The sequence below is a fragment of the Deinococcus sp. Arct2-2 genome, assembly GCF_004801315.1.
In the GTDB taxonomy this organism is placed as follows: Bacteria; Deinococcota; Deinococci; order Deinococcales; family Deinococcaceae; genus Deinococcus.
Genome location: NZ_SSNW01000037.1, coordinates 29129 through 50347, shown reverse-complemented (window position 1 = coordinate 50347; position 21219 = coordinate 29129). Strand labels below are relative to the sequence as shown.

Genomic DNA, 21219 nt, shown 5'->3' with positions numbered 1-21219 from the left:
GTTGGGGTGAGGAAAAGCCACGCTTCATCCTAGCCCTGACTTTGCGGTAGCCCTGGTTCACCTTCCAACTCAATCTCCCCAACATCCTGTCAACAGCAACAAAACCCAAACCAAATTTGCCAAATTCGGGCCATCCCATCACAGGGGCGGCCCGCGTTTTGTGTTTCCCATCCCGCCTTTGCACTTCCCTCATGTGCCGCCCTTTCCCACCCTATGCACGCCAAACTCTGGGCATGAGCCGCAAGAAGACTTCTCTGACACGACTCTTGCCCAAGCGCTTGCTGTTGGTGGCGGGATTGGCCGCGTTGGTGGGCCGCCGCGCCCTGAACACGCCCGCAGACCTGACCGGCAAATCCGTGCTGATTACGGGCGGATCGCGGGGGCTGGGGCTGGCGCTGGGGCGTGAATTCGCCGCACGGGGCGCACACCTGACCCTGATGGCCCGCGACGCCTTAGAGCTTGACCGGGCCGCCGCCGATCTGCGGGGCCGGGGCGCACGAGTCCTCACCGTAGCCGGAGATGTGACCATAGACGCCGACATTGCCCGCGTCCTAGACGCTACCGAAGCCGAATACGGACGGCTGGACGTGCTGGCAAACGTGGCAGGCATTATTCAAACTGGGCCGCTGGCGAACATGACCGAAGCCGATTTCCGCGAGATCATGGAAGTCAATACGTTTGGCCCTCTGAAAATGACCCGCGCTGCGCTGCCACTCTTGCGGGCCGTGCGGGGGCGAGTGCTTCTAATTGCGTCGGTGGGCGGCAAGGTGGGCATTCCTCACCTCGCGCCGTACTCGGTCAGCAAGTTTGCGTTGGTGGGGTTAGGGCAGGTGTTGCGTGCAGAGTTGGCGCAAGAAGGCATTACCGTGACCACCGTTTGCCCCGGCCTGATGCAGACCGGAAGCGCCCGCAACGCCACCGTGAAGGGTCAGCACGCCCGCGAATACGCCCTGTTTGCCACGCTGGACAACTTGCCCGTGATTTCTATGGCCGCCCCGGAAGCCGCCCGCCGCATGGTGAACGCCACCGTGCGCGGCGACGCCGAAGCCATGATCGGTGGCCCCGCCGTGCTGCTGCGAACCGCGCATGCCATCGCCCCGCAACTCACCGCCGATCTGATGGCGCTGGGCAACCGCTTTTTGCCCCGGCCCACGCCGAGTGATAGGGGAGTTGTGGGCAAAGACGCCGAAAGCCAGATCACTCAGAAGAATCCGATTAAGCGAGCGGCGGAGGCGGAATTTAACGAGTAGGTGGGGATTTTTAGGCGAAGTTGGAAGGTGAACCCCCCGTTGCTCACGCAGCGCCCCCCGTCAAGAGGAGGACAAGTGCTGTTGCGCTCCCCTTGAGGGGGACTGGCTGCGAAGCAGACTAGGGGGTTCACACGTCAACGCTAGCAGCAAAACCACCCAGCGCCTTTACCCCCTGCACAGGCGTCAATTTCCCCTCTAAAACCTCAGCCCGCAACCGCGCTAGCGCTGCCGAGTCCGTTCGCTCCAAAAAGCTCCGCCACGCCACTTCGCGCAGCAATTCGTCGAACCACGCGGCGGTCTGGGTGCGGCGTTTGGCCGGAATGTCTACCGTAGCCGTGTAAGCCTGCACTGCTTCCCACACGCTGCCTACGCCTGCCCCGGATACCGATGAAACTTGCAGCACACGGGGTTGCCACACGGCGCTATGAAGCGTCAGCAAACTCAGGGCCGCCGTCAGTTCCGATTGGGCACGGTTGGCGGCGGCGGGGTCGGTGTCGGCCTTGTTCACCACGCATACGTCGGCCAGTTCCATAATGCCGCGCTTGATGCCTTGCAGTTCGTCGCCCGCGCCGTGCAGGGTCAGCAGCACGAACAGGTCGGTCATGGCGGCCACCTGCGTCTCGGATTGGCCCACGCCTACTGTTTCCACCAGCACCACGCCGTAACCCGCTGCCTCGCACAGCAGCAGGGCTTCCCGCGTGCGCCGCGTGACCCCGCCCAGTGTGCCGCCGCTGGGACTGGGCCGGATAAAAGCATTGGGATGCACGGTCAGGCGTGGCATCCGGGTTTTGTCGCCCATGATGCTGCCGCCGGTGCGGGCGCTGCTGGGGTCTACGGCCAGCACCGCCACTCTGTGGCCCGCATCGGCCAATTGCACGCCCAGCGCCTCTATAAAAGTGCTTTTGCCCACGCCCGGAACCCCGGTCAGGCCCACGCGCACGGTCTGTTTTCCCTGCCCCGCGACTTCGGCCAAAAGCTGTTGCGCCTGCGCCTCATGGTCAGGCCGGGTGCTTTCGGCCAGCGTAATCGCTTGCGCCAGCGCCCGGCGGTTTCCGGCCAGCAAGGGCGCGGTGAGGGGGTGGGCAGCGGGCGGCATAGGGGCAGAGTATAGAGCGTGTGGGACGGCTGGAATCAGCGCCGAACGGTGATAGTTACCTAGTGCAAATTCCCCGCTTCAGTAAATCCGGATTCAGCCCCGGCAGCCGCAGCAAGTCCTGAGTCCAACCGGGGCGGCGCGTGCCGGACTCGGCCACCTGACGGCCCGCCGCGTCATATTCGGTGGTCACGTTGTACAGCAGGCCGATAAACCCGGAGGCGCTGGCTTTGGCATACCGCAGCCGCCCCGCCGCGTCGTAATAGCCCGTAAAACTCTGGGAATTGTCCGGGTAAAACCGTTGATATTGCACCAGCCTCGGCGTGCCTTTGGCGTCGGCCCAGACTTTCAGAAGTGGAATATTGTCGCGTCCTGCACAGCTTCCCGTCACCTTCACTGCTTTCAGGCCGCCGTTTCGCTGAAGTGCCCGCACCTGCGCCGTTTCGCGGGCCACCGCCACCCGCGCCGCGTTCTGGGCCGGAGTCGGAGCCGTTTGGGTTGGTGTCGTGGCCGCATGGGCAACGGCAGCAGTGAGGCAAGCCGTCAGCGTGAACGCAAAGGGGCGGGTCATGCTCTGGTTTTATCCCGCGCTGGTGAGGGAAAGGCTGAACATGGCTGATGGTGGGTTTAGCTCGGGGAAGCTCAACCTACACCCCACTCCCCGCCTCCCGAATCAGGCGCAAGACTTCCCGCGCACTGGTCAGGATTGGGGTGCCGGGGCCGAAGATGCCTGCCACGCCCGCCGCCCGCAGCGCCGCGTAATCTTGTTGGGGAATCACGCCGCCCGCGATCACCTGGATTTCTGCCGCGCCCTCGGCCTTCAATGCGGCGATCAGGTGCGGAATGAGGGTGAGGTGGCCCGCTGCCTGAGAACTGACGCCCACCACATGCACGTCGTTTTCAATCGCTTGCCGCGCCGCCTCTTCCGGCGTCTGAAACAGCGGGCCAACGTCTACGTCGAAGCCCAAGTCGGCAAAGCCCGTGGCGATCACCTTCGCGCCCCGGTCATGGCCGTCTTGGCCCATCTTGACCACCAGCATGCGGGGGCGGCGGCCTTCGGCTTCGGCAAACGCTTCGATTTCGCCTTGCAGGGCGGCAAAGCCTTCATCTCCGGCGTAGCCCTGCGCGTACACGCCCGACAAGGTACGAACCTCGGCGGCGTGGCGGCCCCAGACCCGCTCCAGCGCGTCACTGACCTCGCCTACGGTGGCGCGTGCCTCCATCGCGGCCACACTCAGGGCCAGTAAGTTCCCCTCACCAGTTCTTGCGGCGTCTTCCAGTGCGTCCAGCGCGGCCTGCACCTGCCCCGCATCCCGCTGCGCCCGCACCCGCTCCAGCCGCGCAATCTGAGACAGCCTCACGGCGGCATTGTCTATGTTCAGCACGTCTACGGGTGTCGGTTCGCTGGGACGGTACTTGTTCACGCCCACGATCACGTCTTCGCCCCGGTCTATGCGGGCCTGTTTGCGGGCCGCCGATTCCTCAATTCTCAGCTTGGGCACGCCGGATTCAATGGCTTTTGCCATGCCGCCCAACTCTTCCACTTCGCGCATCAGTTCCCGCGCTTTATCGGCCAAATCTACGGTCAGGCGCTCCATCAGGTAGGAGCCGCCCCAAGGGTCAACCACGTCTGGAATGCCGGTTTCCTCTTGCAGCACCAGTTGCGTATTGCGGGCAATGCGGGCGCTGAAGTCGGTGGGCAGGCCAATCGCTTCGTCAAAGGCGTTGGTGTGCAGGCTCTGCGTGCCGCCAAACACCGCCGCCATCGCCTCTATCGTCGTCCGCACCACGTTGTTGTAGGGGTCTTGCTCGCTGAGGCTCCAGCCGCTGGTTTGGCAGTGGGTTCGCAGAGCGCGGCTCATCGGATTTTTGGGGGCAAATCCGGCCATGATTTCATCCCAGAGCAGGCGGGCGGCCCGGAGTTTGGCCACTTCGACATAAAAATTCATGCCAATCGCAAAAAAGAAGCTCAGGCGCGGCGCGAATTCGTCTACATCCAGCCCTTTTGCTAGGGCCGCCCGCACGTATTCCAGCCCATCGGCCAGCGTGTAGGCCAGTTCCAGCGCGGCATTTGCGCCCGCTTCTTGCAAGTGGTAGCCACTGATGGAAATCGAGTTGAATTTGGGCATCTCGCGGGCCGTAAATGCGATGATGTCGGCCACGATTCGCATACTGGGCGTGGGCGGATAAATGTAGGTATTGCGCACCATAAACTCTTTGAGGATGTCGTTTTGAATGGTGCCCGACAACTGGGCACGCGGCACGCCCTGTTCTTCACCCGCTACGATAAAAGCGGCCAGCACAGGCAATACAGCCCCGTTCATGGTCATACTCACCGACATTTCGTCTAGCGGAATGCCGTCAAAGAGAATCTTCATGTCTTCCACGCTGTCGATGGCCACGCCCGCCTTGCCCACGTCGCCCACCACCCGCGCATGGTCGGAGTCGTAGCCCCGGTGGGTCGCCAAGTCGAAGGCCACGCTCAGGCCTTTTTGTCCGGCGGCGAGGTTGCGGCGGTAAAAAGCGTTGGATTCCTCGGCGGTAGAAAACCCGGCGTACTGCCGAATCGTCCACGGGCGCTGCGCATACATGGTGGCGCGGGGGCCACGCGTGTAGGGCGGGAGTCCGGGCAAAGTGTCGGCCTGCGGCGGCAAGTCGGCCCGCGTATACAGCGGTTTGAGAACCAGTCCTTCGGCGGTGGTGCGGTTCAGCGTTTCTGGATCTGCGCCGCGCAAATCTTTGCGGGCCAAGGCCTTCCACGCGCTCAGGTCGGCGGTGATGTCAGTGGGGGTGGTCATGGTGGATGCCTCCGTATGCCGACATGATGCCACGCGAACCCTAACGGGCGTTTGGGCAAAAGTACGGGGCTGGGGCGCGGGGCAGGGGAGAAGCCGCCCCGCGCATTAGCCAAACATTCATATTGTGGGATCGCACCAAGCCGCCGCGCACAATTCAACACTTAATGTCAAACGATTTGATCGGGCACTCGGCTTCGTCATCAGGATGAACTGCCCGCCTGACTGCCCACTTCGGAGGTTTTCCTATGTTCAATTCTCTGCGTTTCGCCGCCCTTGCCACCGTTTCTCTGAGCCTTGCCAGTTGCGCCCCCTCCATGATGGGCACGCCCACCACCAAGCCCGCGCCCGCTACCGATGTGAATGCGGGCCTGAATATCTCGCAGCGCCTCACGGTTGCTCAACCCAGCCCCACCGCTGTCGCTAATGGCCTGACCCTGACCAGCCCTACTTTTACCAACGGCGGCGTGTATCCCGGCGAGCATGTCGCCAACGGCTTTGGCTGTACTGGCCCCAATACCAGCCCCGCGCTGAACTGGACGGGTGTGCCCGCCGGAACGCAGAGCCTCGTGCTGACCAAGTATGATCCCGACGCGCCCACTGGCAGCGGCTTTTGGCACTGGAGCGTGTACAACATTCCCGCCACCGCCACCGGACTCGCGGCGGGTGCAGGCAACACGGGCGGCACGCTGCCCGCCGGAGCCTTGCAACTGAACCACGACGGCGGCGCACCCGGTTTCGTGGGAGCCTGCCCACCAGTAGGCGACGCGCCCCACCGTTACGTCTTCACGCTCTACGCCCTTAGCAAAACGCTGGATGTGCCCGCCACCGCCAGCCCCGCCTTCCTCGGGTTCAACCTGAACGGAATTACGCTGGCCAAAGCCAATCTCACTGCGTTCTACAGCCGCTAAATCCGGTTAATTTTAGCCCCTTCAGTGAAGTGAAGGGGCCACTTTTCGCCGTAATATTCTGCCCCAATCTAACTCCGACTGGCCGTTCTGTTCCCCAACAACGTGAGGAATGTTAGACTAGGCGGCGTGAGTGTTCCCGCCCAATCTGATCCTATTCTTCCCCATGCCGTTAAGCTGGCCCCCAGCATCCTCTCCTGCGATTTTGCGCGGCTGGGCGAGGAGTTGCAGGCTATTGCCGGAGCCGATTACGCGCATGTGGACGTGATGGACGGCACATTCGTGCCCAACATCAGCTTCGGCCTGCCAATTTTGGCGGCGGCGCGTCGGGCCAGTTCCCTCTTTATGGATGTTCACCTGATGATCGAGCGTCCTGAACGCTATCTGCGAGACTTTGCCGAGGCGGGGGCCGACGGAATCACGGTGCATGTGGAGGCCACCCAGCACATTCACCGCGCTGTGCAATCTATCCGCGAACTGGGCAAGCGGGCGGGCGTGACCCTCAACCCCGGCACGCCGCTGGAGGCCGTGCGTCCCGTGCTGGCCGACGTGGATCTGGTACTGGTCATGAGCGTGAACCCCGGCTTTGGCGGCCAAAAGTTCCTTCCAGCCAGCCTAGACCGGGTGCGAACCTTGCGCCGCTGGCTGGATGAACTGGGCAGCAGCGCCGAAATAGAAGTGGACGGCGGCGTGACCCCGGCCAATGCACGCGCCCTAGCCGATGCGGGCGCAACCGTGCTGGTGGCCGGAAGCGCCGTGTTTGGGCCAGACGGCGGCGCGGCGGGCCTCCAGCGGTTACGGGCGGCGCTCGTATGAGGCTGCGCGTTGACCTGCTGCCACATGGCAATTACCCCGATGTGGTGCTGGTGATTGATGTGCTGCGGGCCACCACCACTGCCGTCGCGTACCTAGAGCGCGGTGCAGACGCCCTGCTGCTCACTTCTTCTCCCGAAGTGGCGCTGGGCCTGCGCTCTGAACAGGCAGATTCTGGCCTGCTCTTGGGCGGCGAACGCGGCGGCTTGCCTATTCCCGGTTTCGATTTCGGCAACAGTCCCGTGGAAGCCGCCGCCCAAAACTTCACGGGCAAAACGGTAGTCATGAATACCACCAACGGCACCGGAGCCGCCCACATCGCCGCGCAAACGGGCAAGCACATCTTGTTGGCGGCCCTCACCAATGCCCACGCCGCCGCCCGCCGCGCCCGCGCCATTGCCACCGAGGAAATTGCGCTGGTATGCGCCGGAACCGATGAGCGCGTGAGCCTAGAAGACGTATACGCAGCGGGTGTGCTGGCCGAATATCTGTTGGCAATGGGCGAATTTACCATCGACGACGGCGCACGCATCGCCCTGACTATGCGCCGCAACGCCGGAAACCCGATAGAGGCGCTAGGCAGTGCCGGACACGGGGCGCGGCTCGCCAGCCTCGGCTTAGGCGAAGACGTGCGCTACGCCGCGCAACTGAGTACCAGTACACTGGTGCCCACATTGGCCGACAGCAGCGACGTGGCTGGTGCGCTGCGGTTCGTGGCGGGCTGAACTGTGTTGGACTGAACCTTGTCACGGGCTAAAGAGGACTGAGGGCCTGCTGACCCTTCCCCGCCCCCAGACCCGCTACCCTGTTCCCCATGACGGCCTCAGATTCCCTCTCCCTGCCCTTTGCCCTGCCCGACGTGACGCCCATAGAATCCGTGGATTGGGCGGCCATTCCCAGCCCCGCCTTCGTGCTGGACGAATTGAGGCTGCGGCGCAACTTGGCCCTGATTTCGCGGGTGCAGCAGGAAAGCGGCGCACAGATCATCGTGGCCTTCAAGGGTTTTTCCATGTGGAGCGCCTTCCCGATGCTGCGCGAATACGGCATCACCGGGGCTACTGCTAGCAGCCTCAATGAAGCGCGGTTGGCGAGCGAGGAAATGAAGGGCGAGGTGCATGTGTACGCGCCCGCCTACAGCGACAGCGAATTCCCGCAGATTCTGGCGCTGGCCGATCATCTGGTGTTCAATTCCTTTTCGCAGTGGGAGCGCTTTAGGCCGCAGGTGCAGGCCGCCCGCGCCGCCGGACAAGTCGTGCATGTGGGCATCCGCGTGAATCACGAATACGGCGAAGTCGAAACCGATTTGTACAACCCGGCTGGCCCCTTTTCACGCTTAGGCGTCACGCGCCGCGAGTTCCGCGAAGACTTGCTGGACGGCGTGGACGGCCTGCATTTTCATAGCCTCTGCGAAAACGACTCTGGCACGCTAGAGCGCACGCTGGAAGCCTTCGAGGAAAAGTTTGGCGAATTCCTGCCGCGCATGAAATGGGTCAACTTTGGCGGCGGCCACCTGATGACCCGCGAAGGCTACGACATTCCCCGCCTGATCCGCGTGATTCGCAGCTTCCGTGAACGCTATGGCCTGCACGTGATTCTGGAACCCGGCAGCGCCTTCGGCTGGCAAACCGGCTGGCTGGTCAGCAGCGTGCTGGACGTAGTGCGGAACGTGAAACAGGCTGCATTGCTCGATATTTCGGTCAGTGCCCATATGCCCGATGTGCTGGAAATGCCCTACCGCCCCCGCATTCTGGGTGCAGGCGATCCGGGCGATTTTGGGCAGGAATACATCATCGGCGGCACGACTTGCTTGGCGGGCGACGTGATCGGGGAATACGCCTTCCCGCAGACGCTGAAGGTGGGTGACCGCGTGGTGTTCGACGATATGATTCACTACACGATGGTCAAAACGTCATTCTTCAACGGCGTCAAGCACCCCGACATCGGCATCCTGCGGGAAGGTGGGCGCTACGAAGTGGTCAAGAGCTTCGGCTACGAGGAATTTAAGGCGAAGCTGAGCTAAAGCTTTGGCTTGTTCGGAAATCACAGAAGCGCGCCCGACACCACTTCCGGTGCGGGCGCGTTTCTGATCTCAACGCTCTTATTTTTACTGCTGGGGATGGGCGGTTTGCCTGTGCCGAGGCGGGGTGTTCAGCCCGCGCCAGCGCCGTCATTCAGACCCGTTCTGATGCGGAGGGTGCCACCAGAAAAACGGGAGAAAAGAGGCCGAGCAGGGGACGCCGAGTCTATAATGTTGGCCGTCAGTCCTGCCCGGTTCCGGGAGAGTGCAGGGGAGGGTACTTTTTGCGATCAGTCGGGCTAAAGGCTATGCAGCTTGCACTTCAGCCCGGAATGCCTTATTTGCGGTAGACCTTCACCGCACCGTTCACCGTGCGAATGGTGCCGCCCTCGAAGTCTGCTGCCCACGCGCCGCCGATGAGGTACTGGTCACGGGTGGGGAAGCCGAGGAAAGAGCCGCTGCCGCCGAGGCCCTGATAGGTTTTCAGGACGCTACCGACCAGCCAGAAGGTGCCGTATTTTTCGGTGCTGTACAGCGCGCCGCTTTGGAAGAATCCGTAGAGGCCGCTGGTACCGTAAGTGTTGCGCGGAATGACTTTTTCGTCGCCAGCGGCCCAGCCGAGGCGCGTGGGCGGGCGGGTCGCGCCGTTTTCTGCCTGTGCCAATGCCATGTAGCGTTCCAGCAGGCGGCCATGCACCGAGTAAGAGCGGCTGCTGCCGTTGGCGTGCAGAAGGGCAGCGTCGCCGTATGCGCCCACACCGTTAAATTTTTGCCACAAGCCGTCAGCCCAAGGCACAGCGTAAGTCGTCGCGTTGCCCAAAGACTCGCTGCCCTTCAGGCGGTCATAGGCTTCCACCATCGCCTGATCGAAGGAGCCGTCCTGCTTCTGCCCGGGCTGAATTTTTGCGGTGGGCTGGGGCTGGGGCTGAGGCGTGGGTTGGGGTGCGGGCTGGGGGTTGGGTTGTGGCGTCGTGCCCGTTCCCGGCGTGACTGTTACGGTTCCGGTTGCGCCGCCCGTCGTGCCAGTGCCGCCCGTTTGTCCGTTGCCGCCTTGCCCGCCTGCACCTACCCGGAAGGTTGCCACGTCCGTCACCCATGCATCGGCGGGCAGCGGGTTCACCACGATGCTCAGGGCGCGGGCCAAGTTTTCCTGCCCCTGCAGACGCACCTGTGCAAAGCCTTCATCACCCACGAAGCGGGCTACATCGTCTAAGTTCAGCTCTTTCTTGCTGGCAAGGGCCAACAGGCGGTCTTGTCCGTTGGGGCCAGCCACCGTCAGGGTGTATTTGGCGGCCTGCGCCGGAAACACCCGCGTCACGCCCGCCTGCACGAAGTTGCTTTCTTCGTAATTGTTGGGGAAAAACAGGTCGATCTGGCCGTTGGCGTTCACGTTGAACAGATACACGTAAGCGTCGCCATTGGTTTTCAGGCCCACGCTGACTTTTTCGCCCTTGCGGTACACCGGATTTTGGTTGCCGCTGGCGTCTTTGTTCACCCACACTTGTACATTCAGCTTGGTTTCCACCGGGTTCACGATGATGCTCTGGGCGCTAATTTTGGCGGGGCTGGCGCTCGCAACGGTAGCCGCGCCGAGGCCGAGCAGTAGGGTCATCATGGTCATGGTTTTGGTGTTCATGGGGGAACCTCCGTAATGAATTGGGGCTAAGGGTTGGCCTTCTGGTGGAGTCAAGGTAGGGCGCGAACCTGACGAAGCACTGACCCCCGGCGACTCTAAACGGTGTGCTAGCCGCCTATGAACGTGATCTCAAGGACATTTCCTCCATGTGGCCGCCACATGAGACGGGCCTGATTCAAACGTGACGGCGTGCACATCCGGGACGTTGAAGCGCAACATGAACGGCGGTTAGGCTGCTGCAATGAACCGAACCCGATCCTTTCTGGCTCTGTCTCTGGCTTGGGCGCTCAGTCTGCCCCTTGCCTCTGCCGCAGCGCCCCAAGCCGCCGATCCATGGCCCAGCAGCGCTGTTCTCACGCGCCTGTTTTCTCTGCCCTCGGGCCGCGCCGATGGGCAACGCCTGATTCAAGACCTGCGCCTGACTCCCGCCCAAACCGCCGAACTTCGCCGCTTGGCCCGTAGTGAGGCGGCTTATGCCCAAGCAGGCCGCCAAGTCTTCGGGCGAGACGAGGCCACCGCCCTGAACGCCAAAATCGCCCGCCTATCAGCCGAAAAAGACCGCAAAGTGCGCCTGAGTCTAGCGGGCAAATACACCGACTTTCGCGGCTGGGTCAAGACGTGGTGGAGTGCACAAGTAGGGGCAGCACGGTAGGGGGAAGGAGCGAAATTATTTGTGGTGAGACGGTTTGACGTTAAGTTGCAAGCCCCTCTCAGACCCTGAGACGCCCCTTGCCCACTCCAAATCCTCACCCCAGCCGAGTTGCCAGCCACAGCACCAACGGCGCAATCAGCAGTGCGGGTAACATGCTTCCCACACGCACGCGGCGGTCTTCCCAGCCCAGCCCGGCCAGCATCAGGTTCCAAGAAATGCCCGCGATCATCAAGCCGCCCGCGCCCGTAATCAGCAACACGTATGGATTGGTTTTCAGAATCTCCGGGCTGGCCCCGCCCAGTAGTCCGGCGGCAAATCCGCCCGCAGCAAGGCTGATCCCGCCCTGAAGCAGCAGTACCGTGATGGCCGAGAAACCTACGCCGATGCCGTAGGCGCCTGCCAGAGCCAGCGCCGCGATGCCGTCCAGCGTGCTTTTGAGGACATAGGTGGAATTGTCGCCCGTCAAGCCGTTTTGCAGGCCGCCCACCACCGTCATCGGGCCGATGCAAAACAGCAGGCTGGCCGCCACGAAGCCTTCGGTAAAGCGCCCGCCGCCCTTAAATCTGCGTTTCAGGGTGTCTCCCAACTGTGCCAGCCGCTCTTCTATCCCCAGTGCTTCGCCCACAACCGCGCCCACCGCGAGGCTGATCAGGGCCAGAATGACGCCCGGCGCGGCCCCACCCGTGACCCGGTTCAGGCTGCTCGCCATGTCCAGCGCGATAAAGAGCGTGACCAGACTCAGCGTTTGCAGTAGCGTGCGCTGGGTGCGTTCGGGCAGGCGGCCCCCCAACAGCAGCCCCAACAGCGTGCCCAGCAGCACCGCACCCACATTGATAAACGTGCCCGACAGTTGAGTAAAAAGAGACATTCGGCTGCACTGTAGAGCATTTGTTTGGCAGGCAACCGAGCGCCGATGCCCCCATTGAGGGTGTCCTTTAAATTCACTGAACATTGACGCGGCCCTGACATGGCCTGTGGTAAAGTTCCCGCAAGTTGAAACGGTTCTCTGTTCGTCAGCTTGGGCCTAAGGCCACTGCACCCTCTACGGGCGGCGGTTGGAGTGCAGGCGGCGCGGCTGGCCCTTTTGGTGGGGCTGCCGAGTCCAGTGAAATAGGCGTGCAGGAAATCAAATTCATACATCGTTGTGCGGGGCTGCCTCTGGGTGGCCCCGCCTGCTTTTTGGAGGCGTACCTTGACTCTCTCTAACCAGTTCGAAAACCTGCCCAAGCTCCTGAAGATCAGTGAAGTGGCCGATTTTACGAGTACCCACGAGCGCACTGTGCGCCGCTGGATTCGGGATGGACGATTGGTGGCGTTAGAGCATCCCAGCGGTCTGCGCGTGTCTCGCCGCGCCCTCTGGCGGTTCCTCGGACTGGATTTGGCCCTCAGCGCCTAAGAATCAAGGCACACACGGCGGCTATTCTGACCCGGAGATGCCGCCCCACTTTGTGCCAGAACTGTTGCCTTTAGGCGATGGCAATTTTCCTGCCCCCCTGATCTGGACGCCACCCGATTTCCAGCCGTCCGAGCGGTTGCCTGTCGCTTACATGCTAGACGGTCAAAATGTGTTTTTGCGAGACGAAGACATCCCGGAGCGGGGCTGGCCGGGGTCTTGGAAGGCGGCACAGGCAGCCTCGGCGCTGGCGAGTCAGGGCAAGCGAATGGTATTGGTGGCCGTCCCACACGGCCCAGACCGCATCGCTGAGTACACCATGCAGCCTGACCCGGAACACGGCGGGGGAGACGGTGCAGCCACATTGGCTTGCCTGACCCACACCCTTAAACCCCTGATCGATTCCCGCTACGGCACCCGAACCGATGCGGCTGGCACGGCGTTCATTGGCAGCAGCTTAGGCGGATTGCTGGCGCTGTACGGCGGGATGCAGCAACCGGAAACATTCGGCTTTTTGGGCGTGCTGTCGCCCAGTATGTGGTGGGCAGACCGCGCCGTATTGCGTGATGTAGCCGCGATTTCCCTGCCTTTAGATCAGCACTACGCCGTCAGCACAGGTGACCAGGAAGGCCGGGCGCAGGAAGGCAGCGCCGAGCAAGTGGCCGAGACCCGCGCCCTACACGCGGCTTTGGTGCAAGCTGGGGCACAGGCCACACTGAGCATTCTTCCCGGCGGAATTCACCACGAGAAAACTTGGGCTGCTCACCTTCCTGCCGTGCTGGACGAGTTCTGGACTTATGCGAATGGGGGAGAGGCCAAGGGGGAAGAAGCATGACGCTTGCAGCCCTGCAAGCCGCCGTGAGTGCGGGTGATGATGTGGCGGCGTTGGCTCTCTTGTGCGGTTTACAGCCCACACCAGCCGAAGCCCAAGCCTGCGCGGTGCTTGCGCTGCACTTGGGGCGGCCCAGTTTGGCAGTGCAGTGGGCCACAGATTCTTTGACCCGTGCGGCGGCCTTGCTGCGATTGGGTCACACTGAAACGGCCCGCCAAACTCTCGCCCCACTGCCCGATTCACCGCGTGTAGCATTGCTTCTGGCCCGGTTTCTGGCTCTAGAATCCGGTGCACAAGCCATGCCACAGGCTACCCATGCCCGCGCCCTAGCCCGTGCGGAGGGCGACGCTGCCGCTCTCACTGCCGCTGCCACCTTGCTGGGAGAACTCCTGCTGCCCACCGACCCCCGCGCCGCCCTGCGCACATTGGCTGAGGGCCTCAAGGTGGCAGAAATGGCAGGCGAGGCCGCCGACGCGCACTTGTTGGCAGTGTTGGCGCACGTTCAAGCCGCAGTTGGCGGAGCCGAAAAAGCCCGCCGCACCGCTGAGAAAGCTTTGGGCTGGGCTGCGCTGCGCAGCCCAGCCCGTGTGGTAGCGCTCCTCGCCCTCGGTCAATCAGAACAGGCCTATGCCGAAGCCTCAGCCGGAGAATTAGACGAGCGTTGGCTTTTGCCGTTTATTCTGCCGCCACATCCAACCGCGCCAGACCACGAATAACGAACCCACCTACGTATTCGGCAGGCACAGCAGCATCGGCCAAGTGCAGCCCTGGTAAGGCGCGGCACAGCGCACGCAGGCTCAGTGCCAGTTCTAGGCGGGCCAGCGGCGCACCCAAACAATAGTGGCTGCCCAGCCCAAAGGTCAGGTGCGGGTTGGGGTCGCGGTTCAGGTTCAGAGCATCGGGGGCATCAAAGCGGCGGGGGTCGCGGTTGCCGCTGGCGTACAGCAGCGCCACCTTGTCGCCCGCTTTCAGAGATTCGCCGTGCAGCACGGTGTCTTCTAGTGCGAACCGCTCGAACATGGGAAGCGGCGTGTCATAACGCAACAATTCTTCTATGGACCGCCGGAAGAGAGGGAGGCTTTCCGCGTGTGGGGCGGCCTGCACCAGCGTTTGCCACCATTGGCCCCCCGCCTCCAAGTCCCGCATCAGCGCCAGCACGCCCGCCGAGAGGCCGTTCACACTGGCTTCGTGGCCCGCGTTCAGGAGCAAAATGCAGGTGTCGATCAGTTCTTGCTCGGTCAGGCGGTCACCGTCTTGTTCGGCCTGCACCAGCGCCGTAATCAGGTCGTCTTGCGGGTTGCGGCGGCGCTGGGCGGCCAAATCCCGCAGCAAAGCCCCGAATTCCAGCACGGCCCGCTCTGCCCCCGCCTGATCTTCCGGCGTGTGGGTGGGTTCGTACAGCCGCACGATGGCCGCAGACCAAGGGCGGAGGCTGCCGCGCTCCGCTTCCGGCACACCCAAGAGTTCAGCAATCACGGTCACGGGCAGCGGCTCGGCATAGGCCGACACCAAATCGAATGCCCCGCCTTCCCGCAGTCCTTCCAGTTGCGCGGCCAGTAGCGTTTCTATGCGCCCCGTCAGGCTTTCCACACGCCGGGGAGTAAAAGCCATCCCCACCAACGAGCGCAGGCGGGCATGTTTTTCACCTTCGCTGTCCAGCATATGATTCCCATTAAAGGCGTCAAAATTCGCCTGCTTGGGATCGGGCAAGGGCCAGCCCAATTCGTCGCGGGAATAGCGGTGCAGCACGCTGCGGCCAAAGCGTTTGTCCCTCAGCACCGCCGAAATGTCGGAGTGCCGGGTCAGGAACACGCGGTTCAGGTGCGGGTCACGGAAGGCGGGTGTCTGCTCGCGCACCTCGGCCAGCAGGGGGTAGGGGTCGCGCACGAATTCGGGGGCGGTCAGCGGGAGTGCCAAGGTGGGCAGGGGCATGGGTGTCAGGGTAGCGGGTGTGGGAGGGGCTACGGGGGTGGGTCAAAGGTCTAAGGTGTTGGGGCGGGTTCGGTTGCTGAATTGCCCCCTCACCCCGCTGTATTCACAGCGCCCCTCTCCCGCAAGGGGCGAGGGCCAACAGCAAGGGCAAAAAACCTTATGTTGCTCCCTCATACAGATTCCGATTAATTCTGACACAAGGGCCACCAGTGAACGAGGGTGTGCTGGGTGATCAGGTCCGGTTGTGTTTCCAGCCAAGCACACTGCTGACCCACCACTGTTTCCAAGGCATCAAGGTTCTCTGGGCAGGTATTGGCGATGGTGGCATCGGTAAGTTGCCAGACGCGCTCCACGGGTTGCAGTTCTGGGGCATAGGGGGGCAAACGCACGATCTCAATGCCTGGTGGATGTCCCTGCGATGCAGGGACATGAAAGCCGCCGTTGTCTTCGACGACGAGCACGTGATGAGCTGGCCCCGCCTCGACACTGCGAGCAAAAGCAGCCATCACGACCCTCTACGCCTGTTGATTGAGCGTGGGAACAATCCAGAAGCGACTTTCACCGGTCTCTGGGTTGACAAAGGCATAGATGTAGAGCCATTCATAGCGGGGATGAACTGGGCAAATGAACGGTTGCCCGGTCGGTGCCCATGCTTTTTGGAGAATGGGCTTAAGGCCCAGACGATGTTCATCCATCGCCCACAGCGACACGCGAGGGTGGAGACGCTCCGCCTGGCGGAGCGCCTCCCCTAGCTCTTTGTTTTGAACGCCTCTTTGGCGGCTGGATCGCCTTTGACATGCTGTGGACGGGGTTTCTGGGGAGTGAACCCGGCCGCACGCATGAATTCATACGTGCGGCCCAGATACACCTCTTTGCCAAACTGCTCCCTAATCCACTCCTGAAGCCGCTTGCCTTCCCAGACCACGCCCCGTTCGAAATCCGCATGCAACTGAGCTGCAAGGACTTGCTGTTCCTCGGCGGTCAAGACGCGCGGTGCCCCTTGATTGTCTCGTCGTCCATCCTTTAACCCGTCCAAACCGAGTCGGTGGTAGCGCTCAATCACGTATCGAGCTGAGCGCACAGCGTATCGGGTGATGTCCATGACATCACCCTCACTTCGACCTTCGGCCAGCAGCGCAAAAAATTGCGCTCGTCGTCGCTCGACGGCAGAGGTACTCACGCGGTAAATCGCCCAAAACTCCTCAGCTTGATGCTGAAACTCTACCGGAGAATAGAACTTGTTCATCTTCCCAGTATGGCGTCTCTATTCGGAGTCCGTATCACCCTTGAGGGGGGAGGTTGGGACTCGCAGAGCTGCGCAGCAGAGGGGGTGAATGAGCGCCAGCGATTACCCTCCTTAGACCCTCAGACCCTAGACCCTTAGACGCCCTTCTCACTCAATGGCTCTACAAAAACTGCTGCTCCTCGATGCGCGGCGGCTCATGCGCTTCCGGTGTGCCGGCGGGCAATTCGGGCAGACCCGGTTCAATCGTCGGCAGCGGTGTCGTGGGCAGCAGCGGGCGCTCCAGCGGGGTCGATTCTTCGGGCAGGATGTGGCGGGCCGAGAGTTCCCCGAACGACGAGACGAGGGCGCGGTAGCCGCTGAGAAACTGGGCGTATTCCTGCCGAGCACTTGCCAGCCGCGCCGTCAGGTCGCTGTGCCGATCCGAAAAAGTGCGTTCCAGTTCGGCCATTCGTTCGGCCTGCGCCCGCTCGCGTTCCAGAATCAGTTGGTGCTGCTCCCGCTCTAGGTCGGCAAAGCGGCCCCGGAAGGCCAGTTCCAGCGCACTGATGCGGCTTTGGTGGGCGGCTTCCAATTCGGTGCTGCGGGCCTGCGCGTCGTTGTGGATGGCGTCTCTGAACACGTTGGCCTGCGCTAAAATGACTTCACTTTCACGCGACGCCGTTTCGCGCAGATCGTGGCCCATGCGTTCGGCGGCCACCAACGTCCGGCGAATTTCGTCTTCTTGGGTCTTCAGTTCCTCTATGCGGCGTTCCAGCTCCTGCGTGCGCTCCTGCATGGCTTGGCGCTCCTGCAACACGCCTTCGAGTTCCTCGGCCACATCGGTCAAGAACTGGCGCACGCTCAGGCGGTCATAGCCTCCGAACTTGCCCGGAAACTCATGGTGACGGATATCGAGGGGTGAAAGTTTCATAGGTGTAGCCTCATCATAGAGACTAAACCTGTCATAGAAATAACCGCCTGCCCACCCGAACCAATGTGGCTCCGGCCCGCACGGCCAACGGATAATCGTCGCTCATGCCCATGCTGAGTTCCGGCAGACCGAGGTCATGGGCGCGGCGGGCCGTGTCTTCAAACAGGCGCAAGGTTGCCTCCTCGTCGGCGTCGTCCGGGGCCATCACCATCAGGCCGCGCACCTTCAGTCCAGTCTGCATCACCTGATGGTAGACGGCGCTCAGTTGCTCTGGCCTGACCCCGTGTTTTTGTTCCTCTCCGTTATGAAGCTGCAATAACAGATCGGGAGCGCGGCCCCAGCCTTCCGCCGCTTGCGCGATGGCTTCGGCCTGCCAGACTTCCTCTATGCCGTGTACCAGCGTCACGGGTTTCAGGTACTTAATTTTGTTGCGCTGCAAGGTTCCTATGGAGTGCCATTCGATGTCGGCGTCGGTCATCAGCGCCGCCTTGTCCCGCAGTTCTTGGGCGCGGCCTTCTCCCAGTGCATGTTCTCCATACGCCAGCACCCGTTCCCGAATGGCTTCTATCGGCTGGCCTTTGGTGACGGCCACAAGGCGCACGCTGCCGGAGGGCCGCCCCGTTTCGGTTTCCAGCGCCCGCAAGTGGGCCAGCACTTCTGGCACGCTCATTCTCTACCCGCCAAATGCAAGGGGGGCGTACAGCGTTCGGTGAGTGGGAAAGGCGTGGTGGGCATGTGTCCAGCCCAACTTAAGACTCTCAAAACGTAAAAGCGCTTGATTGTCATAGCTTGTCGCTCGAAGCCGAACAAGAGCTAAAGCTTTTTAAGATGCGCCTCGAACCTGTTTCAGACCCGTTCTTCACTTGTTTCACACTTGCATTCTGGCTTGTCGGGGCGGCCTGCTCAAGCCTGCGTTGTCCCGGCGACTGCACCAGCCCCGGTTCCTGATCTTCCAGTCAAGGAATCTTCACGCTTCTCAGCAGCCTAACCGGGAAGGTGTAGCTCAGTGCGTCGTCAGGCCGATGCCCGCTACAGTGAAATTTATCCCTGAGCCATATGTTTAGAGGATTCTCACTGTATAGGGCGGACTCTAGCGGGCCTGTGCGACACTAGGAGAAGAATGCGACACCCCATGACCCTTGCCGTGACGACAATGTTGCTGGTTGCTCCGGCACTGGCGCAGGCCCAACAAGCTCCCGCCACCACACCCGCCCAAACTGCACCCGCTCAACAGCAGGCCGGAACCGTGCAGGACATCACCGTCACGGGCACCACCGAACTGCTCGGCAACTTTGTGCGGGCCACCCTGACCACCCAGCCCGGCGCGGCCTTGTCCAGCGTCAATTTGCGCCAAGTAGAGCAGGAAGTCGTAGCAACCGGCTATTTCAAGTCTGCGGTGGCCGAACTCCGCACCGTGGGCGGGCGCGACACCCTCTCTATTACCGTTACGCCCAACCCCACCATTTCTACCGTCGACACCACCGGCCTGACCTTCCTGCCCGCCGACGGTTTCAAAGCCAGTGTCGCCGACCTGCTCAACGTGGCTCCCGGCGCAACCCTGAACTCTCAGCGGCTCGATCAGGCCAAAGACGCCCTCGCCCAGAACTACAGCACCGAAGGCTACCCATTCGCGCCCAGCATCAGCGTGACCCAGAAGGTGAACGCCGACAACACGGTGGCCCTGACCTTCGTGGTCGACGAAACCGCGCCCATTACACGGGTAGAAGTGGAAAACGTGTCGCTGCTGCCTGCGGCCACCGTCACCAACATCTTCAAGCCCCTCTACGACGCCAAAAAGTTCACGCCTGCCGCTTACTTTGCAGCCATTCAGCAGCTACAGGCCGCCTACGACGCTGCCGGGTACTTGCAGGCTGGCGCAGACGTGCAGGGCAGCAGCCTAGAAAACGGCGTGCTGAAAATTCGCGCTCTGGAAGGCCGTATCTCCGCCGTTGACCTCAGCGATTTGGGCGACCCGAAAGTCACGTTGCAGTCTCGCGTGGGCCAGCCCCTCACGCTGGCGGGCATTCAGGCCGATGTGCGTACCCTGTCCAACCAGACGGGCAAGCCGGTGGGCTTCGGTCTGCAACCCGATCCCAGCGATCCTTCCCGCGTGACTGTGCTGTTCGGGGCAGCCGATATCGCCAGCGGCCCTGTAAAAGCCGTCGTGTTTGCGGGCAATACGCTGGTTCCCACCCCCACGCTTCAGGCTGCCATCAGCACCAAAGTGGGCGACGTGTACAGCCCGCAACTGGCCCAGCAGGATTTCCTCGCCCTGCGCGACGCCTACCGCAAGGCAGGCTACGAAATCAGCACCCGTGACGCCGTAACTTTTGAAAACGGCACGCTGACCTTCAATACCCGCGAAGTGAAGATCGTGGGCTATGACCTGAAGTGGCAGGGCAATCAGCGCACTCAAGACCGCGTGATTCTGCGCGAACTGCCCGCCGTGAACCGTCCTTTCTCACTCCCCGAAATCCGCGCCGCACTGGGCAACATCAGCCGCCTAGGCTACGTTTCCATTGTGGGCGAATCGGCCACCAGCGATCCTGCCACGCCCGAAAACATCACCTATGTCCTCACGTTGGCCGAAGCCAGCAGCGGCATTCCTGTCAGCCTTGGCCTCGCCTACGACACCGTTTCAGGCTTGGCGGGCGACGCCTCTTACAGCAATCCCAACGTATTCGGACTGGGCCACAACTTCAGTATTTCGGCGGGCGCTCAGCAAAACCAAGCCGGGCAAAACCTCGTGGGCAACGTGTCTTACACGATTCCTTGGCTCGACCTCGACTTCGCCGACTTCCGCACCAACCGCACCAGCGTGTCGGCCAATCTGGGCAGCAGCGTAGCGGGCAACAACACGTTGGTAGACAAGTCCAACCCTGCTCTGGAATCCAAGAGCTACGACACTGGCCGGGACTACACGGTTCGTACCACAGGCTTCAGCGTCTCGGCGGGCCGCAGCATCACTCAGGCGCTCGGCGTCAGCGCGGGTGTAGGCCTGAACTACCGCACCTACTTTTTGGAGCCACGACAAAAAGACGAGGTTGCCCCTGTTCCTGACCCCTATTCCGACCCTGTGGCCGGAACGCTGCTGTCGCCCACCAACCTCACTACCCGCGTGAACTTGGGCCTGCGCTACGACACCACCAACAACCCCGAGTTCCCCAGTAGCGGCGTGCGGGCCAATATCGACCCCGCCTACTCCTTCGGGCGCTCCGGCGAAAATCCGGTGAACTGGACAGACATCGAAACCGGAGCCAGCACCTACTTCGGCGTAGGTGGCACGATTGACAAGGGCAACGGCGTGAAGGCGGCCCGTTCGGTCTTCGCTGTACGCGCCAATGCCGGAACACTGTTTGGCAACGCCCCGACAGGCACAGGCTTCTCGGTGGGCGGCGGCAGCACCCCGATTGCTTCCAAGCAGATTCGCGGCTTGGCCGACAGCTCGGAATTCGGCACCAACTACTTCACGGCCAGCGGTGAGTACCGCTATGATTTCAACCTTAATACCGCCATCACGGAAGGCGTATACGGGGTCGTATTTGCCGATGCGGGCGACGCTTGGAGTACGGGCGAACCCTTCAGCTTGAAGTACGGCATCGGCGCGGGCGTGCAGGTCAACGTGGGCTTCAACGGCGCACGCCTCGCCAACCTGCGCTTCGATTACGGTTACAGCCCCCAGAGCAACAACGGCAAGTTCTACTTCCGTATCGGTAATTTCTTCTGATTTTCCGGGCGAACC

At 62.2% G+C, this 21219-nt stretch carries 20 protein-coding genes; 10 read left to right on the top strand and 10 right to left on the bottom strand.

The genetic code is table 11. The features are described 5' to 3' along the window. Positions 1–233: 233 nt before the first annotated feature. A complete protein-coding gene (locus E7T06_RS14870; protein ID WP_136366560.1) occupies positions 234–1250 on the top strand; it encodes an SDR family NAD(P)-dependent oxidoreductase in 1017 nt (338 codons plus the stop codon). A gap of 127 nt (positions 1251–1377) precedes the next feature. On the opposite strand, the gene meaB is transcribed toward E7T06_RS14870, so the two are convergent. From meaB to scpA, 3 genes are all read right to left on the bottom strand, one after another. Further along, positions 1378–2346, bottom strand: a complete 969-nt coding sequence (gene meaB / locus E7T06_RS14865) for a methylmalonyl Co-A mutase-associated GTPase MeaB (protein WP_136366559.1) — start codon at positions 2344–2346, stop codon at positions 1378–1380. 55 nt (positions 2347–2401) lie between these two features. Next, positions 2402–2914 (bottom strand): hypothetical protein, encoded by a 513-nt coding sequence (locus E7T06_RS14860; protein ID WP_136366558.1) that lies wholly within the window; start codon positions 2912–2914, stop codon positions 2402–2404. A 76-nt stretch (positions 2915–2990) separates the two neighbouring features. Beyond that, positions 2991–5141 carry a methylmalonyl-CoA mutase gene (gene scpA, locus E7T06_RS14855; protein WP_136366557.1) on the bottom strand — a complete coding sequence of 717 codons (2151 nt, stop codon included), beginning with the start codon at positions 5139–5141 and terminating at the stop codon, positions 2991–2993. Between the two features lie 245 nt (positions 5142–5386). Here scpA and E7T06_RS14850 point away from each other — a divergent pair, with 245 nt between their 5' ends. The 4 genes from E7T06_RS14850 to nspC all read left to right on the top strand — a co-directional run bounded on the left by E7T06_RS14850 (position 5387) and on the right by nspC (position 8879). After that, positions 5387–6049: a YbhB/YbcL family Raf kinase inhibitor-like protein gene (locus E7T06_RS14850; protein WP_136366556.1), complete on the top strand. Its 663-nt coding sequence runs from the start codon at positions 5387–5389 to the stop codon at positions 6047–6049. Positions 6050–6175: 126 nt separating this feature from the next. Beyond that, entirely contained in the window at positions 6176–6862 is a 687-nt protein-coding gene (gene rpe, locus E7T06_RS14845) for a ribulose-phosphate 3-epimerase (protein WP_136366555.1), read from the top strand. Beyond that, positions 6859–7584 carry a 2-phosphosulfolactate phosphatase gene (locus tag E7T06_RS14840; RefSeq protein WP_136366554.1) on the top strand — a complete coding sequence of 242 codons (726 nt, stop codon included), beginning with the start codon at positions 6859–6861 and terminating at the stop codon, positions 7582–7584. The genes rpe and E7T06_RS14840 overlap by 4 nt, the downstream gene beginning before the upstream one ends. An 89-nt stretch (positions 7585–7673) precedes the next feature. After that, the gene (nspC, locus tag E7T06_RS14835; protein ID WP_136366553.1) at positions 7674–8879 is read left to right on the top strand and encodes a carboxynorspermidine decarboxylase; all 1206 of its coding nucleotides are present in this window, start codon (positions 7674–7676) and stop codon (positions 8877–8879) included. Positions 8880–9213: 334 nt separating this feature from the next. On the opposite strand, the gene E7T06_RS14830 is transcribed toward nspC, so the two are convergent. Next, complete coding sequence (locus E7T06_RS14830; protein ID WP_136366552.1) at positions 9214–10512, bottom strand: DUF4384 domain-containing protein; 1299 nt, start codon at positions 10510–10512, stop codon at positions 9214–9216. Between the two features lie 241 nt (positions 10513–10753). On the opposite strand from E7T06_RS14830, the gene E7T06_RS14825 reads away from it, so the two are divergent. Further along, complete coding sequence (locus E7T06_RS14825) at positions 10754–11164, top strand: hypothetical protein (protein WP_136366551.1); 411 nt, start codon at positions 10754–10756, stop codon at positions 11162–11164. Positions 11165–11258: 94 nt separating this feature from the next. On the opposite strand, the gene E7T06_RS14820 is transcribed toward E7T06_RS14825, so the two are convergent. Then, entirely contained in the window at positions 11259–12032 is a 774-nt protein-coding gene (locus E7T06_RS14820) for a DUF554 domain-containing protein (protein WP_136366550.1), read from the bottom strand. 324 nt (positions 12033–12356) lie between these two features. Here E7T06_RS14820 and E7T06_RS14815 point away from each other — a divergent pair, with 324 nt between their 5' ends. The 3 genes from E7T06_RS14815 to E7T06_RS14805 are packed head-to-tail and all read left to right on the top strand — an operon-like array spanning position 12357 to position 14105. Continuing rightward, entirely contained in the window at positions 12357–12560 is a 204-nt protein-coding gene (locus tag E7T06_RS14815; protein ID WP_136366549.1) for a helix-turn-helix domain-containing protein, read from the top strand. Positions 12561–12597: 37 nt separating this feature from the next. After that, positions 12598–13392 (top strand): alpha/beta hydrolase-fold protein, encoded by a 795-nt coding sequence (locus tag E7T06_RS14810; protein ID WP_136366548.1) that lies wholly within the window; start codon positions 12598–12600, stop codon positions 13390–13392. Then, complete coding sequence (locus tag E7T06_RS14805) at positions 13389–14105, top strand: hypothetical protein (RefSeq protein WP_136366547.1); 717 nt, start codon at positions 13389–13391, stop codon at positions 14103–14105. Before E7T06_RS14810 ends, E7T06_RS14805 begins: the two co-directional genes overlap by 4 nt. On the opposite strand, the gene E7T06_RS14800 is transcribed toward E7T06_RS14805, so the two are convergent. The 5 genes from E7T06_RS14800 to E7T06_RS14780 all read right to left on the bottom strand — a co-directional run bounded on the left by E7T06_RS14800 (position 14065) and on the right by E7T06_RS14780 (position 18147). Continuing rightward, positions 14065–15321 (bottom strand): cytochrome P450, encoded by a 1257-nt coding sequence (locus E7T06_RS14800; protein WP_136366546.1) that lies wholly within the window; start codon positions 15319–15321, stop codon positions 14065–14067. The two genes, E7T06_RS14805 and E7T06_RS14800, sit on opposite strands and share 41 nt — an antisense overlap. A 185-nt stretch (positions 15322–15506) precedes the next feature. Beyond that, positions 15507–15827 (bottom strand): transposase, encoded by a 321-nt coding sequence (locus E7T06_RS14795; protein ID WP_136366545.1) that lies wholly within the window; start codon positions 15825–15827, stop codon positions 15507–15509. A 242-nt stretch (positions 15828–16069) separates the two neighbouring features. Further along, on the bottom strand, positions 16070–16567 hold the full coding sequence (locus E7T06_RS14790) for a winged helix-turn-helix domain-containing protein (RefSeq protein WP_136366544.1): 498 nt from the start codon (positions 16565–16567) through the stop codon (positions 16070–16072). A gap of 160 nt (positions 16568–16727) precedes the next feature. Next, positions 16728–17477 carry a DivIVA domain-containing protein gene (locus E7T06_RS14785; protein ID WP_136366543.1) on the bottom strand — a complete coding sequence of 250 codons (750 nt, stop codon included), beginning with the start codon at positions 17475–17477 and terminating at the stop codon, positions 16728–16730. 31 nt (positions 17478–17508) lie between these two features. Beyond that, positions 17509–18147, bottom strand: a complete 639-nt coding sequence (locus E7T06_RS14780) for a YggS family pyridoxal phosphate-dependent enzyme (RefSeq protein WP_136366542.1) — start codon at positions 18145–18147, stop codon at positions 17509–17511. 450 nt (positions 18148–18597) lie between these two features. On the opposite strand from E7T06_RS14780, the gene E7T06_RS14775 reads away from it, so the two are divergent. Continuing rightward, a complete protein-coding gene (locus E7T06_RS14775) occupies positions 18598–21204 on the top strand; it encodes a POTRA domain-containing protein (RefSeq protein ID WP_168733561.1) in 2607 nt (868 codons plus the stop codon). The last annotated feature ends 15 nt before the right edge of the window (positions 21205–21219 follow it).

Coding starts and splice junctions, on each gene's coding strand:
- E7T06_RS14870 (WP_136366560.1), top strand. CDS start 234: ATGAGCCGCAAGAAGACTTCTCTGACACGACTCTTGCCCAAGCGCTTG.
- meaB (WP_136366559.1), bottom strand. CDS start 2,346: ATGCCGCCCGCTGCCCACCCCCTCACCGCGCCCTTGCTGGCCGGAAAC.
- E7T06_RS14860 (WP_136366558.1), bottom strand. CDS start 2,914: ATGACCCGCCCCTTTGCGTTCACGCTGACGGCTTGCCTCACTGCTGCC.
- scpA (WP_136366557.1), bottom strand. CDS start 5,141: ATGACCACCCCCACTGACATCACCGCCGACCTGAGCGCGTGGAAGGCC.
- E7T06_RS14850 (WP_136366556.1), top strand. CDS start 5,387: ATGTTCAATTCTCTGCGTTTCGCCGCCCTTGCCACCGTTTCTCTGAGC.
- E7T06_RS14840 (WP_136366554.1), top strand. CDS start 6,859: ATGAGGCTGCGCGTTGACCTGCTGCCACATGGCAATTACCCCGATGTG.
- nspC (WP_136366553.1), top strand. CDS start 7,674: ATGACGGCCTCAGATTCCCTCTCCCTGCCCTTTGCCCTGCCCGACGTG.
- E7T06_RS14830 (WP_136366552.1), bottom strand. CDS start 10,512: ATGAACACCAAAACCATGACCATGATGACCCTACTGCTCGGCCTCGGC.
- E7T06_RS14825 (WP_136366551.1), top strand. CDS start 10,754: ATGAACCGAACCCGATCCTTTCTGGCTCTGTCTCTGGCTTGGGCGCTC.
- E7T06_RS14820 (WP_136366550.1), bottom strand. CDS start 12,032: ATGTCTCTTTTTACTCAACTGTCGGGCACGTTTATCAATGTGGGTGCG.
- E7T06_RS14810 (WP_136366548.1), top strand. CDS start 12,598: ATGCCGCCCCACTTTGTGCCAGAACTGTTGCCTTTAGGCGATGGCAAT.
- E7T06_RS14805 (WP_136366547.1), top strand. CDS start 13,389: ATGACGCTTGCAGCCCTGCAAGCCGCCGTGAGTGCGGGTGATGATGTG.
- E7T06_RS14800 (WP_136366546.1), bottom strand. CDS start 15,321: ATGCCCCTGCCCACCTTGGCACTCCCGCTGACCGCCCCCGAATTCGTG.
- E7T06_RS14795 (WP_136366545.1), bottom strand. CDS start 15,827: ATGGCTGCTTTTGCTCGCAGTGTCGAGGCGGGGCCAGCTCATCACGTG.
- E7T06_RS14790 (WP_136366544.1), bottom strand. CDS start 16,567: ATGAACAAGTTCTATTCTCCGGTAGAGTTTCAGCATCAAGCTGAGGAG.
- E7T06_RS14785 (WP_136366543.1), bottom strand. CDS start 17,477: ATGAAACTTTCACCCCTCGATATCCGTCACCATGAGTTTCCGGGCAAG.
- E7T06_RS14780 (WP_136366542.1), bottom strand. CDS start 18,147: ATGAGCGTGCCAGAAGTGCTGGCCCACTTGCGGGCGCTGGAAACCGAA.
- E7T06_RS14775 (WP_168733561.1), top strand. CDS start 18,598: ATGCGACACCCCATGACCCTTGCCGTGACGACAATGTTGCTGGTTGCT.